This window comes from Kribbella yunnanensis (assembly GCF_039529655.1).
Classification (GTDB): Bacteria; Actinomycetota; Actinomycetes; order Propionibacteriales; family Kribbellaceae; genus Kribbella; species Kribbella yunnanensis.
Genome location: NZ_BAAANF010000017.1, coordinates 272,003 through 288,564 on the forward strand (window position 1 = coordinate 272,003; position 16,562 = coordinate 288,564).

The window sequence follows — 16,562 nt, forward strand, 5'->3', positions numbered from 1 at the left end:
CATCTTCGGCAGGACCGGGCGACTGCGAGCTGTGGGAGCTGTCGGTACGGACACGTAGTGGTACCCGACTATCGGTGTCGGTCGGGGTTGCCACGCTCAGTCGGTGCCGAGGCGGCGACTAGTACGTGTTCTTACCGACGCAGTTGGGTGCGAGTGACCACGTACCGAGGCGGTCCTGCGATGGTCCGGCATCGCCTGCCGACCGCCGCTCTTGGTCGCACGAGGGTGGGTGGGGATTAACCCTTCAGACCCGACATGGTGATGCTGTCGGTTAGGTAGCGCTGGAGTAGGCCGAAGACCAGGAGGCTGGGGATGACCGTGATGGTGGCGCCGGCCATGATTTGGTTGATGGGGACTGACTGGGTTTGGAGGGTGGCCAGGCCTACGGTCAGGGTTTGCATGTTGGCGGATTGGCCTATGACCAAGGGCCAGAGGAAGTCGTTCCAGTGCCAGAGGAAGACGAAGATGCCTAGGGTGGCCAGTGCTGGGCGGATCAGGGGCATCACGATCAGGGTGAAGATTTTCCATTCGGGGGCGCCGTCGATTTCGGCTGCTTCGAAGAGTTCGTCGGGGAGTTGGCTGATGAACTGGCGGAGCAGGAAGACGGCTTGGGAGTTGGCCAGGGTGGGGACGATCAGGCCCCAGTAGCTGTCGACCCAGTCGAGGCGGGAGATCAGGATGTACGACGGGATGAGGGTCGCCTGGAAGGGGACCATCAGGGTGGCCAGGAACGCCCAGAACATCAGCTCGCGGCCGGGGAAGCGCTTCTTCGCGAAGGCGTAGCCGGCCATGGCGGCGAAGAGCAGGACGAAGACGACGGACACCAGCGAGTAGAGCAGCGAGTTGACTGTCCAGCGGGGGATGTCGGAGCTGGACAGGACTCGGGTGAAGTTCTCGAAGGTCCAGCGGGACGGGTAGAAGGCGTCGGGGAAGGTTTGGCCGCTCGGGGGTGCGAAGGCGACCAGCACCATGGCGACGAACGGGAGCACGGTGACGATCGCGGTCAGGGCGAGCAGGGTCGGCAGCGTCAGTCGCGCCACCGGTCGCGAGGGGCGAGCACCCGACGTCGAGGACGTCGTACGGCGGGTGGACGGGCGGTCGAGGAGGTTCACCATCAGTCGTTGTCCCTCCCGACGAGGCGGCGTTGGACGAGCGAGATGATCAGCACGATGAAGAAGAGCATGATGCCGATCGCGCTCGCGTAACCGAAGTCGAAGAACTTGAAACCGCTGTCGTACAGGAGATAGACGAGCGAGTAGCTGGACCGGACCGGGCCGCCGCCGGTCATCACGTACATCGCGTCGAAGACCTGGAAGGCGCTGATCGTCTCGATCACCAGCACGAAGAACAGCACCGGCCGGATCTGCGGGATGGTGATGTAGCGGAACCGCTGCCAGGCCGAGGCGCCGTCGATCATCGCGGCCTCCAGGTACGACGGCGGGACCGCCTGCAGGCCGGCGAGCAGGATCAGCATCGAGTAGCCGAAGCCTTTCCAGGCGGACGTGACCGCGATCGACGCCAGGACGGAGTTGTCCGAGCCGAGGAAGTCGACCGGGCCGATCGAGACCAGCCCGAGTACGGCGTTCAGCAGGCCGTCCTGGGCATCGTAGATCCACTTCCAGATGACCGCGGCGAGCACGATGCTCGTCACGTACGGGAGGAAGAAGACGCCGCGGAAGAACCCGCGCTGCCAGACCACTTGTTGCAGCAGCAACGCCGTACCGAGCGAGATCAGCACTGTCAGGGGGACGAAGATCAGGGTGTAGGTGAGGGTGACCACCAGGCTTTGGTGGAACAGCTCGTCCTGCAGCAGCCTGGTGTAGTTGTCGAAGGCAATGAATTTCCAGCGGCCGCTGAGCCGGTAGTCGGTCAGCGACAGCCAGACGGCGCCGACCGCCGGCAGGAAGCGGAAGGCCAGGAACAGCGCCAGCATCGGCGCCACGAACACCAGCCCGACCCACGCCCGCCGCCGCGGACCGTGCCGCCCCCTGAGAGGTACGGGTCGCGGGCGGCGGGCGGGGGAGTTCCGGTCGACGCCGACCTGGGTCATCGACCCAGGAGGGCGTTGCCCTGCTGGGCAGCGTCGTCGAGTGCCTGTTGCGGTGTCTTCTTGCCGGTCAGCACGGCCTGGATCTCGACGCTCAGCAGCGCCATGATCTGGCGGGCGGCCGGGTTGGGCTCACCGGGGAAGGCGCACTGCAGCGCCGGGCCGAACTTCTGCGTCAACGGATCGGTGACCTCGACCTTCGCGTCGGTGCGCGGGGTGAAGTAGCCGGTCGCCTTGCTCATCGCCTCGAGCTGCGGCGGCTGGATCATGAACGACAGGAACTTCTTCGCCCCGTCGATGTTCTCCGAGCCCGCGTTCACCGAGAGGCCGCCGGGAATCCCGTACCCGACCTGCTTGGCGCCGGTCAGCGGTGCACCGACCTCGGTGTTGTCGACGCCCCAGCTCTTGGCGGCCAATGCCGCGTTGGCCGGCGTGGCGGTGAAGGCCATCGCGACCTGCCCCTTGCCGATCGGCTGGTTCTCGATCGCGTTGCCGTTGGTCAGCGCGCTCTTCGGTACGGCGCCCTCGTCCCACAGGGTCTTCAGGAAGGTCAGCGCCTCCAGGCCCGGGGCCTGGTTGAAGGCGACGGACTTGCCGTCGTCGGCGAAGACCTTGCCGCCGGCCTGCCAGAGCAGCGGGTAGAAGTTCAGGTTCAGCGTGGCCTCCGGCGAGGCCGAGTAGTCGAGGGTGGAGAACCCGGCCGCCTTCAGCTTCGGCGCGGCCGCCTTGATCTCGTCCCAGGTGGCCGGCGGCTTGGTGATGCCGGCCTTGCCCAGCACGGTCTTGTTGTAGATGGTCGTGGTGACGGTGTGGTAGATCGGCGCGCCGTAGACCTTGCCCTCGACGGTCAGGCCGGGGATCGCGTTCGGCAGGAACTTGCTCTTGTCGGCCTCGACCACGTCGCCGACCGGCTCGAGCGAGCCGTTCTTCACGTACTGCGGGAGCTGGTCGGGGATCAGCAGGACGACGTCCGGGCCCTTCTTGCCGGCGAACGCGGTGGCGAGCTTCTCGTCGCGCTTGTCCCAGGGCTGCGGCTCGATGTTGAGGTCGAACCCGGAGTTGGCGGCCTCGAAGTCGGTCTCGACCTTCTTCCAGTAGGTGTCACTGGCGGCCTGGTCGGCGATCACCGGGTACATCCAGAGGGTGACGGTCTTCTTCTTGTCGGCGGATCCGTCGCTCCCGCCACACGATACGAGGGCGGCGGTGAGGACGAGTGCGGTCAGTGGCGCCGCGATACGGCGGACGGTGGATTTCATCACAACCCCCTGGATGCCGGCACAGGCCGGAAAGTTGTTCACCGAATAACGGTCAGGACCGAAAGTAGTGGGAAGGAATTTCTGCTGTCAACGTTTGATATCGACTCGGAACAGTTCGGGCCCGTTGCTGAAGATCAGCCGCTGCCCACCCTGGACCGCGAGCCGCCGGTGCGGGTGCTCAAGGTACAGCTTCGGCGTCGCCCGGTCGCCGGGGGCGATCCGGTAGATCTTGTTCAGGTCGATGCTGACGTACACCCCGTCCCTGGTCGCGACGATGTCTCCGGTCTGGGAGGTCGTCCCGAGGACGAAGGACCTCAGCACTGTCCCATACCGCGGGTCCATCGCGAACACGGTCTTGCCGGCCACGCCCCACAGCGTTCCGTCCGGCCCGAACGTCACCGACGACACGGTCGGTGCCTTGGTCACCGGCACCGTTTCCCAGAGTTTCCGCTTGCCCTCGACATCCCACGCGAACACGGTTCCGGACTCCCGGGTCGGCTTCGTGGTACCGAGTCCGCCGGTGATCGACGTACCGCCGTACACGATTCCTTGACGAGCGGTCAGACCGAAGACGCTCTCGTCCTGAACGACGTTCCGGTACGTCTCGGTGGTACCGGACTGTGGATCGTAGAAGGCGAGCGCGCCGCCGAGGCGGTCGCCCTCCGGGACCGTGCCGACCGCGATCTTGCCGTTCACCTCGACCAATGCGCGGGCGCGGTTCTGGAAGGCGGGCTTCAGGTTGACCGCGAGCTTCGGGTTCTCCGGGCTGCCGACCGGGCCGGGTGAGTACTCGACGCTGTTCCAGGTCTGGCGCGGGTCGTAGGAGTAGAGCCGCGCCTCCGGATAGGTGCCGATCCAGACCTTGCCGTCGGAGCCCTCGTAGGTCTGCTCGGTCTGCGAGAAGCGGTTGAACTTGGTGACGCCGGTCTTCGGATCGGTGACCGAGACTCCGCCGTTCAGATAGCCGCCGGTGTAGACGTTGCGGTCACCACCGGAGAGGCCGAGGATGTCGATCGGTTCGCGTCGCACGTTGGTCAGGAAGATCTCGGACTTCCCGGTCTGCGGGTTGTAGCGGAACTCCTCGCCGCGCCACAGCGTGCCGATCACACTCGTCCCCGGATAGTCGGGCAGCCCGAGGTCGGCGTACCCGATCGAGCGTGCGTTCTGGATCCGGCCGGTGAACCGCAGCCCGGTGCCGGTCAGCGTCTTGGTGGCCGGGTCGTACTTCCGCAGCTCGCTGGCCTGGATGAAGTAGAGCTCGCCGTTGGCGCCGAGCGGTGAGATGTCCAGGCCGTGGGCCTGCTGGATCTCGTCGACCCAGGTGCGGGACGCGATGTCCCAGACGTACATCGGCATCGGGAACGCGCCGCCGACCCGGATGTAGACGCGGCCGCCGCGGACGCTGAGGTCGTAGACGGACTTGAGCTTCGGGTCGCCGAGGTTCGGCGGCGGGGGAAGCTCGGTGGCGGCGCCGGTGGTGGCGTCGATCTCCATCACGTGCGCGTCCGGCAGCGATCCCGTGTAGAGCTTGCCGTTCGCGTAGCCGATGCTCTTGACGTACGGCTGGTCCGCGATGATCTTGCCGTAGTCGCGGATCGCGCCGGTGGTGTCGTCGAACCGGAACACGCGGCCGCCGGGGTAGGTGCCGCCGTACACGTTGCCCTGGTCGTCGGTAGTCAGCGCCCAGATGAAGGATTCGCTGGCCACCGGCCGACCGAGGTCCTCGACCGCGGTCGCGCCGGGCCGCAGCCGGTACAGGTGGCCGTTGTTGTAGCTGCCGACATAGATCGTGCCGGCCGGAGTCGCGACGACGGTGTAGCTGCCCTCGGCGCCGGGCAGTGGCGTCGAGAGCAGGCTGGTGCCGTTCACCGGGTCGAGCGCGTTCAAGTACGCCGGTACGCCGGACGAGATGTTCCAGATCGCGGTCTTGCCGCCGGGTCCGGGCGCGACGGTGCCGCCGATCAGCAGTACGTCGGACAGTGGTACGCCGAGGGAGACGGCCTCGGCGTGTGGCGGGCCGGCCGCCACGGTGGGCACTGCCGGGGTGGCGATCAGGGCAGTGGCAACGGTCAGGGCGAGGAGCGGACGGAAGAAACGCAACGAAGCCTCCGGGGGTGCCGTATTTACGGTCCTGTCCGAAAGTAAGCGCCGATGGCATGATTAAGTCAACGGCTCGGCATGAATTGCCACTTGTGGCAGCGTGAGCGAGGTTTCGGGGGTGCCCGTTAGAGCACGGGCATCTTCGCGAGCAGCGTCTTCAGCTGGTCGCGAGTGCTGGTGAAGAAGCTGTCCTGGCGATGCAGGGCCCGGTGGAAGGCGGCCAGCTCGGCCTCTGACGCGGTCGCGGAGAAGGTGCTGATCTCGGTCAGGTCGAGCCGCCGGTTGAACAGGTTCACCGTGTCGCGCCAGCGGTGCAGCTCGCGGACCAGCTCGGCGTCCCGGTGCAGACCGAGTGCGCCGGAGACCAGCGCCAGGTCGACCGCCGACACCACCAGCCGCGGATAGATGTGCCGGGTGGACGGTGCCTCCGGCGAGAAGCGCGCGTCGTTCAGCAGGCGGGTGTTCTCGCGCAGCTCGTCGCCGACAGCCCGCAGGACTTCGGTACGGCGTTCTGCCTCGGCCGTCAGCCGTTCGACGAAGATGCCGGTGAGCCCCGCGACCAGCGTCAGCGAGTTGACCGCAGGCTCCCAGCGCGAGTTCTCCGGCCAGAAGAACCAGATGACGCCCAGCGTGAACGCCAGGCCGAGCAAGCCGTAGCTGATCGCCGTGACGACGGTACGGCGGTGGGTCGCCCAGCGACGTCTCATCGCGCCCAGATGTCGTCGGCCAAGGTGCGGTCGTGCTCGCCGGAGGATGCCGGGGCGAGCAGCAGCAGCTCGAGGCCGAACGGGTTCGGTCGGCGCTGATACCGGAACTGGGACTGGATCGCCTCGATCGGTGTCAGCTCGCAGGCGGTGGTGAGCCGCTTCAGCCGGGTGGTCGAGTACTTCCGGGTCGTGTAGAGCCGGATGGTGTCGCCGATCGGCAGCACGACCTCGGTGTGGTCCGGCAGGCCCATCCGGATCGCCTCGCGGGTGTCGTTCTGCCAGACGACCTTCACCAGGAGCGCGTCGTCGTCCTCGATCTCGCCGATGAACTTGATCTGGTCGTTGTCGACCTTCAGATCGGTGTTGTAGCGCAGCGCGCTGGTGACGAACTCGGTGAACGCCCTGGTCTGGTGGTACTCGTCAGCGGCCGCCTTCGCCGACTCCGCGTCCAGCCGGGTCGTGCTGGCCACCTCGAGCAGCAGCCGGTCCTGCGGGCGCAGTACGTCGGTGATCAGCTGCAGCAGGTCTTCGTCGTCGTCGAAGTTGGCCAGCGTGTTCCCGGTCAGGCTGTAGAGCAGCGGCTCGTCACCGATCAGCCGGCCGAGCATCTGGGCCAGCTCGGACATGTTGTCGCGGATCGAGAAGTCGATCTGGACCGGCAGCACCTGGGAGATCGGGAAGTGGCCGCTGCGGACCGATTCCTGACCGCCGAGCCGGAGCATCTCCGAGCTCATGTCGACCGGGATGTAGAACATGTCCGGGTTGCGCCGGCGCAGGTCCTCCAGGATCGTCCGGTCTTTCACGCCGGTCCCGATACCGAGGCTGACGAAGTGGAAACCGCCCTTGTCCACATGCGGTTTGACCTTGCGCCAGTGCCGCTGGAAGGACTCGGTGCCGGCCTTCATCACCAGGTAGAACGGGTCGCTGGTCGCGTTCGCCCAGGCGATCGTCGGGCCGATGCCCCAGTAGGCGAAGCCGGAGGTGATCTCCTTGCCGTCGCCGGTCTCCGAGACCGGGCCGCGCAGGTCACCGGTCAGCGTGGCGAGCTTGTCGGTCTGGTCCTCGCCCACCAGCACGAACGTCCACGAGAAGTCGTCGTCGGCCAGCGCCTTCTCGAGCCTCCGGACCACGTGTACCGGCTCTGTCACGTTCTCCGACCCCTCCCACGGTGAGTGGTCAGGTTACCGGTTGCCGCCGACAAGCGCAGTCCGGAAAACGCCGTACGTCAGACGGGCGTGACGGCCTCTGCCTCGCGGCCTCCTCATGGGGACTGTACCGACGCGATCGCCAGGTCATGGCGTTGTGGCAGTCGTCCATGGGGCCTGTGCCGCCGGTGCGTTCCTCAGACGGGCGTGACGGCTTCGGCTTCGCGGCCCTTGGGACCGTCGATGATCTGGAAGTCGACGGGCTGGCCGTCCTCGAGGGTCTTGTAGCCGTCGGAGACGATCTTGCTCCAGTGGACGAAGACGTCGTCCTGCCCGTCCACGGCGAGGAAGCCGTAGCCCTTGTCGGCGTTGAACCACTTCACGGTGCCGCGCACCATCTCGGAACTCCTGTGACCACGGGACCCGTTGCACCCGGACCCCTCGGGTAGCTGGCCCACCGGAACCCCGATGAGCGGACCTCAGCCTAGCTCACCCGCGGTGCGAGGCCGCCAGGCCGATGATGCCCGCACCGAGCAGCAGCAGGGCGCCGGTCAGGCCCAGGTCCTTGGTCTCCAGGACGCCGTTCTCGTTCAGCATCCAGATCGTCGCGCCGCCGGTCAGTACGGTCCCGGCGATGATGCCGGCCACATCCGGCTTCGGCTTCGGCTTGTTCATCCCCGCTCCACTTTGATCGAGCCCAGTTTGACGTCCAGGTCCAGGACCACCGACTCCGGTCCGGTCTTCTGGTCGGCGCCGAGGTCGTTCAGCGTCAACTTTGCGTCCCGGCCGCTCTGCTTCGCGTTCGGTGCGACCAGCTCGCCGAGGTCGGCGTTCAGTTGGCCCTGTACGTCGACATTCCGCGGCAGCTTGATCACTACCTCACCCGCCCGCCCGTGGACCTCGATCTTGGCGCCGGGGTCGAACTTGGCCTGGGTCAGGTCCAGGTGTACCGAACCGGCGTCGAACGTGTACGGCGTCCCGGTGCCGGCCGTCGTGATCACCTGACCGGCCGGCGCGACGTATTTCACGTCGGCGAAGTTGCGCGGCACGTTCGGGAACAGGTTGCTCGCGATTGCACCTGCTGCGAGCAGCAGGCCCAGCGGGAGCAGTGCGGCGGTCCGGCCGACGAAACCGCCGAACAGCATGCCGGCGCCGAGCACTGCGACTCCGATGACCAGCATGGTCGCCGTAGTCGCTCCGGCCAGAGCTGCGATCCCGATCGCGACTCCGGTCAGCAGTACGACGACAGACTTGACTCCGCGAGCCCCCTTGACCGGTGGCTGCGCCGTACGGGTCTTGGCTGGTACGGCGCTCGGTGGCTCGTCGACGTACAGGCCGAGTGGGTCGTCGTCGGTCCAGACCGGCTGGACTGGCGGCGTCGGCTCGCTCACGCGGTCCTGCGGGCGCTGCTCAGCTGCGGGGGCCGCAGTGGGCGTAGGGCTCTGGGTTTGGGTCCAGCCGGGCTGGCCGTGCGTCCAGGCGCCGTTCGGACCGGACCACTGGGCGCGCGGGTTGCTGCGCCCGCGGCGACCGCCCTTGCGGTGGTAGGCGACCAGTCCGATGAGCGCGAGCACCAGCAGCGGGCCGGGGACGAACTCACCGAAGTTGAACGAGGACATCATCGCGATGGCGGCGAACACGGCGATACCGACGATGATCGGGCCCAGCCACGGGTGGTCCGGCCGGACGCGGTCTCCGAGCAGCCCTTGAGCGGGGGAGCGGTCGCTGCGCTCGTCCGGCATCAGCAGCCAGCCGGCGATGTAGAAGATGACACCGGGACCAGTGAGGATCAGCACGGCCATCACCACGCGGATCAGCACCGGGTCGATGTTCAGCGCCCGGCCGATCCCGCCGCAGACCCCGGCCAGCATCCGGTCCGACCGGCTGCGCTGCCAGTTCTCCACGTTCTGCAGGCGGCTACGGTCGAACCCCCCGGGGCCGCTCGAGTTCTGGTCCATGGCACCGATACTGCCGCCTCGACCGGTCCGGAGACATCGGGGATCCCCCCTGACCTGCCCCCGGTGTGTCGGCGGTCGGGGTTTCCCCCGAGGGGACCCTGACCCGGCCGGGGCACCTGGTGAGGAGCCGGCCCGGGACAAGCCTGCTGGTGTCGGCCCGGTCGACATGTGACGATCGTGGTGATGAGTCAGCCAGCCTCCGCCGCGCCGACGGGTGGGACCTCCGGCAACGGAGCCCCAGCCGAGTCGCCGCCTGCCCAGGGGCAGGCCAACGGTTCGGAGCAGTGGCGGTACAAGGGCTGGGGTCCGCAGGGACCCAGCCAGTACCAGGGCCCGTACGCCGCCTACGCCGCGCGCCAGGCGGCCGCCCTGGGCCCCGGCGCGCCCACTCCGCCGCCACCGCCTCCCGGACCGTCGTTCGGCCCGCCCCGCCCGTCGTCCGACCTACCACCGGTACGGCGGGCCTATCGCCGTACCGAGGGCCGTGTCGTGGCCGGTGTGGCCGGTGGGGTCGCTGACCACCTCGGTATTTCGGACACTCTGGTGCGGCTGGTGCTGATCGCCGCCACGGTGTTCGGCGGGTTCGGTGTGCTGATCTATGCGGCGCTGTGGTTCCTGATGCCGCTCGGAACGCCGGTCGCCCCGGCGGCGCCCGGTCTGGCCGCGCACACCCGGAGCGGGATGCGTTCGGACGAGCAGCCGCCCCCGGTGACCGAGGCGAAGGCGCAGAAGCGGGAGAAGAGCCGCGGCCAGGTGACCGCGCTGGTGGTCGTCGGAGCCGCCGTACTGCTCCTGCTGCAGGCCGCTGGCATCGGTATCGCCGGGAAGATGTTCTGGCCGCTGGTGTTCGCCGGGACCGGTCTGGCGCTGATCTGGCGGCAGGCGGACGAGGGACAGAAGCAGGAGTGGACCAAGGGCGTCCGGGTCCCGGTCGTCGGCGCAGTGCTCGGCAAGGGCGGCGTGAAGTCGGTGATCCGGCTCGCCGTCGGCGTGATCCTGGTCGGTACGGCGGTCGGCGTCTTCCTCGTGCAGAACGGCAAGCTGTCCCAGGTCGGCAACGTCCTGATCGCTGTGCTGCTCGCAGTGGTCGGCCTCGGAGTCATCGCCGGGCCGTGGGTCCAGCGGCTGAACCGGGACCTGAACTCGGAGCGTGCTGAGCGCATCCGGTCCCAGGAGCGCGCCGACATGGCTGCGCACCTACACGACTCGGTGCTGCAGACACTCGCCCTGATCCAGAAGCAGGCCAACGACCCTCGTGCGGTGACCACGCTCGCCCGCTCCCAGGAGCGCGAGTTGCGGGCGTGGCTGTACGACGAGGATGACAAGACCGACCAGACACTCGCCGGAGCCGCCAAGCGCGCCGCCGCGGAGGTCGAGGACTCCCATGGTGTGCCGATCGAGGTCGTGACGGTTGGGGACTGTGAGCTGACCGAGGGGATGTCGGCCATGGTGCGGGCGGCCCGTGAGTCGATGGTGAATGCGGCCAAGCACTCCGGTGCTGCGAAGATCGATGTGTTCGTCGAGGTGGACGGCGACCGCGCTGAGATGTTCGTCCGGGACCGCGGCAAGGGCTTCGACGTGGACGGCGTACCTGACGACCGGCTCGGGTTGCGGCACAGTGTGATGGGCAGAATGGAACGGCACGGCGGACGCGCGACAGTGCGCTCCGATCCGGAGACTGGGACCGAAGTGCGACTGGAGATGGACAGATGAGCAGCAGGCGCGTTGTCGTCATCGATGACCACGACATGTTCCGGGCCGGAGTGCGCAGTGAGATCGGTGCGTCGGTCGACATCGTCGGGGAGGGCGCAGACGTCGACTCCGCGGTGAAGGCGATCGTCGCGGCCGAGCCGGACGTCGTACTGCTCGATGTGCACCTGCCCGGTGGCGGCGGCACCGAGGTGATGAAGCAGGTGCACCAGCGGCACCCTGAGGTGAAGTTCCTCGCACTGTCGGTGTCGGACGCCGCCGAGGACGTCATCGGCGTGATCCGGGCCGGTGCGCGCGGCTACGTCACCAAGAACATCAGCGGTACCGAGCTGGTCGACGCGATCAACCGGGTCGCCGAGGGAGACGCGGTCTTCTCGCCGCGGCTGGCCGGCTTCGTGCTGGACGCCTTCTCCGGAGCGATCGACATCGCCTCGGTCGACGAGGACCTGGACCGGCTCTCGCAGCGTGAGCGTGAGGTGCTGCGGCTGATCGCACGGGGGTACGCGTACAAGGAGGTGGCGCGGGAGCTCTTCATCTCGGTGAAGACCGTGGAGACCCACGTCTCGTCGGTACTGCGCAAGCTGCAGCTCTCGAACCGTCACGAGCTGACCCGCTGGGCGACCGACCGCCGCCTGGTCTGACCGCTCTTCCACTGAGCGAAAGGGACGCTGGCGCGGACAGCGCCGTACCGAGACCTTTCTGGGAAGCCTGGCCGGGATCCGCCCGTCCGGCGGACCGGAGGGTCTGATGTCAACGGTCTCGACGACTCGGAGCGGCTGGGTGCGGCCGCTGTGCTGGAGTGCCGTCCTGCTGGACGGATTCGACCTGGTGGTGCTGGGGACGATCACCCCGGTCCTGCTCAGTGACAAGGTGTGGGGCTACACGCCGGCTGTCGCGGCGACGGTGTCGACGGCCGGTCTGGCCGGGATGACGCTGGGTGCGCTGACGATCGGGACGGTGACCGACCTGATCGGCCGCAGGCGGGCGTTGCTGGTGGCGGTGGCCGGCTTCTCGTTCTTCACGCTGCTCTGCGCGTTTGCACAGAGTGCGGGTAGCTTCGGCGTACTGCGGTTCCTGGCTGGCCTCGGTCTGGGTGGATGCTTGCCGACAGCAATCACTCTGGTGACGGAGTACTCGCCACGCGGTCGGAACGGTGGGCCGACGACACTGGTGATGACCGGGTACCACGTTGGTGCTGTGCTCACTGCGCTGCTCGGGATCCTGGTGATTCCGTCGCTGGGCTGGCGGGCGATGTTCGTGATCGGTGCGGCGCCTGCGCTGGTGCTACTGCCGCTGATGCTGAAGTACTTGCCGGAGTCGCCGTCCTTCAGGCGAGAGGTGTCCAAGCGAGGACTGGAGCCGGTGAAGTCGTTGCTGCGCCCGGAGTTCCGGCGTTCGACGCTGGCGTTCTGGGTGACGTCGTTCATGGGGCTGCTGCTGGTCTACGGCCTGAACACATGGCTGCCGCAGATCATGCGGGAAGCGGGCTACCCGCTCGGTGCGGCACTCAGCTTGCTGCTCGTGCTGAACCTCGGTGCGGTCGCCGGACTGCTGCTGGCCGGGCGCATTGCCGACAAGGTGGCGCTGCGGCCAGTCACACTGGGCTGGTTCGCCGGTGCGACGATCACGCTGGCCTTGCTGAGCATCCGACTCCCCAGTGTGATCCTGTACGCCGTCGTACTGCTGGCCGGTGTCTTTGTCTTCGCTGCACAGGTGCTGGTCTACGCGTACGTCGGTCGTCTGTATCCGGCCGCGAATCGTGCGACCTCTCTTGGGTGGACCGCAGGTGTCGGCCGACTCGGTGCGATCGCCGGACCGATCCTCGGTGGTGCTCTGCTGTCGGCCGGACTCGCGTTCCCGTGGGGCTTCTACGCGTTCGCGTTGGTGGGCGGGCTCGCGGCCATTTCGGTGAGCGTGGTGGAGCGGCGCTCAGCTGTGGTGGTCGCCTCGGACTAGGGTGACCGCATGGACTTTGTGCATCACCTGTTGACGTTTCTGCACCTGATCGGCTTCGCGGCGTTGTTCGGCGGGTTCTTCACCCAGCTGAAGACGAAGACCCCGGTGGTGAACGCCGCGATGCTGCACGGTGCGCTGACCCAGCTGGTGACCGGTGTCCTGCTGGTCGGGATCGCCTCCGGCATCAAGGACGACGACTTCACCGTGAACAACACGAAGGTCGGCGTGAAGCTGCTCGTCGTACTGGTGATCGCCGGACTGCTGTTCGCCTACCGCAAGAAGCCGGCCCTGACCCGCGGCACCTTCTTCGCCATCGGCGGCCTGACCGCAGCCAACGCTGCCATCGCCGTCTTCTGGTGAGGGTGAGCTACTTGGAGGTGTAGGGCAGCAGGGCCATCTCCCGGGCGTTCTTGATCGCCCGGGAGACCTGTTTCTGCTGCTGCACACTCAGCCCGGTCACGCGCCGGGAGCGGATCTTGCCGCGGTCGGAGATGAACTTCCGCAGCAGCGCGGTGTCCTTGTAGTCGATGAACGTGATGCCGTCCCGGTCCAGCGGGTTCTGCTTGGGCTTGCGCTTGCCGGTGACCGGTGGTCGTCGCGCCATGACTCGTCGCTCCCTTGGTATTGAATGTCGTTTTCATTTAGCATAGCCCCATGGCCGTTCCGAAACGCAAGATGTCCCGCTCGAACACCCGCAACCGGCGGGCCCAGTGGAAGGCCGCTCCGGTCGACCTGGTGCCGATCGTCGTGGCCGGCAAACAGCTCCGCGTGCCGCGCCGGTTGGTCCGTGCGTACCAGCGCGGTCTCATCTCCTGAGACCGGCCGGCAGAACCGGGTGGCTGGTTGTGGACAGGGCACAGATTCGCCACCCCGGCAGGGGCGGTGGACGCTTGGTGGCTGAGATACCGTCGATGGTTATGGAGCGGAATCTCACAGCCGAACAACTCGCGCTCTTCGAGAAGGAGTTCGCAGCCAACCCGCAGTACCGGGTGATGCAGAACGCCGTCACGCAGACGCCGGTGAACGCCATCGCACTCGACCGCCAGGTCGTCACCTCCATCGACCATTCGGTGTCGAACCTGCTGGACGACTGGAAGGTCACCAACCAGAAGAAGAGCGGGCGGTGCTGGCTGTTCGCCGGGCTGAACCTGCTGCGCGTCGGCGCGGCCGAGAAGCTCGAGGTGAAGGACTTCGAGTTCTCCCAGAACTACCTGCTCTTCTGGGACAAGTTCGAGCGCTCGAACTTCTTCCTCGAGGCGATCATCGAGACCGCCGGCCGCGACGTCGACGACCGGACGGTGGCGCACCTGCTGTCCGACCCGATCGGTGACGGCGGCCAGTGGAACATGTTCGTCGCGCTGGTCCGCAAGCACGGCCTGGTGCCGAAGTCCGCGATGCCGGAGACCGAGAGCTCGTCGTCGACCGGCCAGCTGAACGACACGCTCCGCAAGCTGCTCCGCCAGGGCGCCCGCGACCTCCGCGGCCTCGACAGCGCCGAGGCGCAGCGCGAGCGCAAGCGCGAGATCCTGACCACCGTGCACCGGGTGCTCTGCATCCACCTCGGCACGCCGCCGCAGAAGTTCCTGTGGCAGTGGAAGGACAGCGACAAGGCCTTCCACCGCGACGGCTGGACCACCCCAGCCGAGTTCGCCGCGGCGTACGTGCAGGTCCCGGTCGACGACTACGTCTGCCTGGTGCACGACCCGCGAGAGTCCAGCCCGGTCGGCAAGACCTTCACCGTCGACTACCTCGGCAACGTCATCGACGCCCCGCCGGTCGTCTACCTGAACGTCGAGATCGACCTGATGAAGAAGCTCACCCAGGACGCCATCGTCGGCGGCGAGCCGGTCTGGTTCGGCTGCGATGTCGGCAAGCAGATGAACGGCGACCTCGGCATCTGGGACGCCAACCTGTACGACTACGGCGCCGTCTACCACACCAGCTTCACCCTGGACAAGGCCGAGCGCCTCCTCCACCACGAGACCCTGATGACCCACGCCATGCTCTTCACCGGCGTCGACGTCGTCGACGGCGAACCCCGCCGCTGGCGCGTGGAGAACAGCTGGGGCGACGAGAAGGCCGACAGCGGCTTCTGGACCATGAACGACTCCTGGTACGGCGAACACGTCTTCGAGATCGCCGTCCGCCGTTCAGCCCTCCCCGCCGACCTCCAGGCCCGCCTCGCCGACGACCCCATCGTCCTGCCGGCCTGGGACCCGATGGGCGCCCTCGCCGACTAAAGAATCAGCTGTAGCGCTTCGGAAGGCCTCTCCAGGGTTGGCAGGTGACCTGCCCAGGGGAGGTCTTTTCGTTCTGCGTTCGGGAGGCGGTCCATCAGGTACGTCGCGGAGTCGGCGAAGAACTGGTAGTCATGGGCGCCGGTGATGAGGCGGACGGGCATGGTGAGGGTTTCGGGGGTGACGGGGTAGTCCTCTTTGTCCACGTCGCCGGCGGGGATCTGCAGTTCGAAGGCTCGGCGCTGCATGGTGCGGAGGAGGTCACGGGCGGCGTCGTCCGCGTCGGGGCCGATCCAGTGCTGGACGGTGAGTTCGGTGGCGGCTTCGAGGTCGCCTGCTTCGATCAGCGTTTCTTCCTCGGTCCACAGCGCTTCGAGGGCTGCGTCCGGTTCCACGTTGTCGGTGGGGGCGCAGAGGAGGACCAGGCGGGTGAAGCGGTCGGGCTGCTGACTCGCCGCCTGCTGGAGGACATAGCCGCCGTACGACGCTCCTACTGCTGCGACCTGGTCGAGGCCTAGGTCGTCCAGGAGAGCCAGGACGTCGCCCGCGTCGGAGTACTTGGGGACAACAGGGTTTTCGCCGTAGCCGCGGAGGTCAGGAGTGATCACCTGGTGGGTGGCGCTGAGCGCTTCCACCTGGTGCTGCCACATACGGCTGTCGGCTACGCCTGCGTGGAGCAGGAGGAGAGGGGTCATGCGCCCAATCGGATCACAGTGAAAGGTTCGGCGTAACTGGTTTTCGGCAGGCCGGCGAGGGCGGCGCGGTGCTGGGACAGTTGGCGCATGTGGGTGGCCAGTGCGTCGGGATCGCGGTGCTGGCTGGTGTGGGAGAGTAGGGCGGCGATCTTCTGGTCGATGGTGTCGGTGATGTCGACGTAGTGGTTGATCGCAGGGTGCTCGACCAGCCAGAGCTCGTTGAGGTCCCAGGGCTCCTCGGTGAGGTCGGGGAACGCGTAGGGGTTGCCGGCTGCGGGGTAGAACGCGCGCAGGGTGGCTTCGCCGGTGGCCAGGTGGTCGGGGTGCGAGACCTGGAGGCGTTGCCAGTTGCGTTCGGGTGACGAGGTGATGAGGCGCTGCGGGCGGACCTGGCGGATCACCCGGACGATGTCGCGGACCAGGTCGGTGGTCGGCTCCACGGCACCATCGGCGTACCCGAGGAAGTGCAGGTCCTGTACGCCGGCGTGCCCGGCTGCTGCGGTCTGCTCGGCCCGGCGGACCGCGGGGATCTCGGAGCGATCCCGGTCCGGTTCGAAGCCGCCCTCCTGGCCGTCGGTGACGATGCAGTAGTGCACCTCGATCCCGGCCTTGGTCCACGCTGCGACGGTTCCGGCCGCGGCGAAGTCGATGTCGTCGGGGTGCGCGACGACTGCCAGTACACGCTCGATTTCACTGTCAGGACGCGGTTTGGCTGCAGGAACAGTCACATCATCGACCTTACTTGCCCTAT

18 protein-coding genes are annotated in these 16,562 nt (G+C 67.3%); 6 read left to right on the plus strand and 12 right to left on the minus strand.

The features are described 5' to 3' along the window. Positions 1-236: 236 nt before the first annotated feature. The 9 genes from ABD231_RS24745 to ABD231_RS24785 form a co-directional block, all read right to left on the minus strand. A complete protein-coding gene (locus ABD231_RS24745; RefSeq protein ID WP_344156541.1) occupies positions 237-1,115 on the minus strand; it encodes a carbohydrate ABC transporter permease in 879 nt (292 codons plus the stop codon). Beyond that, positions 1,115-2,050, minus strand: a complete 936-nt coding sequence (locus ABD231_RS24750) for a carbohydrate ABC transporter permease (protein WP_344156543.1) — start codon at positions 2,048-2,050, stop codon at positions 1,115-1,117. The genes ABD231_RS24745 and ABD231_RS24750 overlap by 1 nt, the downstream gene beginning before the upstream one ends. Then, entirely contained in the window at positions 2,047-3,345 is a 1,299-nt protein-coding gene (locus ABD231_RS24755; RefSeq protein ID WP_344156547.1) for an ABC transporter substrate-binding protein, read from the minus strand. The genes ABD231_RS24750 and ABD231_RS24755 overlap by 4 nt, the downstream gene beginning before the upstream one ends. A 45-nt stretch (positions 3,346-3,390) precedes the next feature. After that, entirely contained in the window at positions 3,391-5,403 is a 2,013-nt protein-coding gene (locus tag ABD231_RS24760) for a ligand-binding sensor domain-containing protein (protein ID WP_344156549.1), read from the minus strand. Positions 5,404-5,528: 125 nt separating this feature from the next. Continuing rightward, on the minus strand, positions 5,529-6,110 hold the full coding sequence (locus ABD231_RS24765) for a hypothetical protein (RefSeq protein ID WP_344156553.1): 582 nt from the start codon (positions 6,108-6,110) through the stop codon (positions 5,529-5,531). Next, entirely contained in the window at positions 6,107-7,258 is a 1,152-nt protein-coding gene (locus ABD231_RS24770) for an L-histidine N(alpha)-methyltransferase (RefSeq protein ID WP_344156556.1), read from the minus strand. The genes ABD231_RS24765 and ABD231_RS24770 overlap by 4 nt, the downstream gene beginning before the upstream one ends. 194 nt (positions 7,259-7,452) lie before the next feature. Beyond that, complete coding sequence (locus tag ABD231_RS24775; RefSeq protein ID WP_132410129.1) at positions 7,453-7,653, minus strand: cold-shock protein; 201 nt, start codon at positions 7,651-7,653, stop codon at positions 7,453-7,455. A gap of 91 nt (positions 7,654-7,744) precedes the next feature. Then, complete coding sequence (locus tag ABD231_RS24780; RefSeq protein ID WP_344156565.1) at positions 7,745-7,930, minus strand: hypothetical protein; 186 nt, start codon at positions 7,928-7,930, stop codon at positions 7,745-7,747. Then, positions 7,927-9,213, minus strand: a complete 1,287-nt coding sequence (locus tag ABD231_RS24785; protein WP_344156568.1) for a PspC domain-containing protein — start codon at positions 9,211-9,213, stop codon at positions 7,927-7,929. The genes ABD231_RS24780 and ABD231_RS24785 overlap by 4 nt, the downstream gene beginning before the upstream one ends. A gap of 183 nt (positions 9,214-9,396) precedes the next feature. Here ABD231_RS24785 and ABD231_RS24790 point away from each other — a divergent pair, with 183 nt between their 5' ends. The 4 genes from ABD231_RS24790 (at position 9,397) to ABD231_RS24805 (ending at position 13,239) form a co-directional block, all read left to right on the plus strand. Then, a complete protein-coding gene (locus tag ABD231_RS24790) occupies positions 9,397-10,926 on the plus strand; it encodes an ATP-binding protein (RefSeq protein ID WP_344156571.1) in 1,530 nt (509 codons plus the stop codon). Continuing rightward, on the plus strand, positions 10,923-11,564 hold the full coding sequence (locus ABD231_RS24795; RefSeq protein ID WP_132410137.1) for a response regulator: 642 nt from the start codon (positions 10,923-10,925) through the stop codon (positions 11,562-11,564). The genes ABD231_RS24790 and ABD231_RS24795 overlap by 4 nt, the downstream gene beginning before the upstream one ends. A 106-nt stretch (positions 11,565-11,670) precedes the next feature. After that, entirely contained in the window at positions 11,671-12,879 is a 1,209-nt protein-coding gene (locus ABD231_RS24800) for an MFS transporter (protein ID WP_344156576.1), read from the plus strand. A 9-nt stretch (positions 12,880-12,888) separates the two neighbouring features. Further along, the gene (locus ABD231_RS24805) at positions 12,889-13,239 is read left to right on the plus strand and encodes a hypothetical protein (protein WP_344156579.1); all 351 of its coding nucleotides are present in this window, start codon (positions 12,889-12,891) and stop codon (positions 13,237-13,239) included. 7 nt (positions 13,240-13,246) lie between these two features. On the opposite strand, the gene rpsR is transcribed toward ABD231_RS24805, so the two are convergent. Next, positions 13,247-13,483: a 30S ribosomal protein S18 gene (rpsR, locus tag ABD231_RS24810; RefSeq protein WP_344156582.1), complete on the minus strand. Its 237-nt coding sequence runs from the start codon at positions 13,481-13,483 to the stop codon at positions 13,247-13,249. Between the two features lie 50 nt (positions 13,484-13,533). Here rpsR and rpmF point away from each other — a divergent pair, with 50 nt between their 5' ends. Continuing rightward, positions 13,534-13,695 carry a 50S ribosomal protein L32 gene (gene rpmF / locus ABD231_RS24815; RefSeq protein WP_344156585.1) on the plus strand — a complete coding sequence of 54 codons (162 nt, stop codon included), beginning with the start codon at positions 13,534-13,536 and terminating at the stop codon, positions 13,693-13,695. Between the two features lie 101 nt (positions 13,696-13,796). After that, complete coding sequence (locus ABD231_RS24820) at positions 13,797-15,119, plus strand: C1 family peptidase (protein WP_344156588.1); 1,323 nt, start codon at positions 13,797-13,799, stop codon at positions 15,117-15,119. On the opposite strand, the gene ABD231_RS24825 is transcribed toward ABD231_RS24820, so the two are convergent. Continuing rightward, complete coding sequence (locus ABD231_RS24825; protein WP_344156591.1) at positions 15,116-15,811, minus strand: alpha/beta fold hydrolase; 696 nt, start codon at positions 15,809-15,811, stop codon at positions 15,116-15,118. The two genes, ABD231_RS24820 and ABD231_RS24825, sit on opposite strands and share 4 nt — an antisense overlap. Beyond that, a complete protein-coding gene (locus tag ABD231_RS24830) occupies positions 15,808-16,539 on the minus strand; it encodes a PIG-L deacetylase family protein (RefSeq protein ID WP_344156594.1) in 732 nt (243 codons plus the stop codon). Before ABD231_RS24830 ends, ABD231_RS24825 begins: the two co-directional genes overlap by 4 nt. Positions 16,540-16,562: the final 23 nt, after the last annotated feature.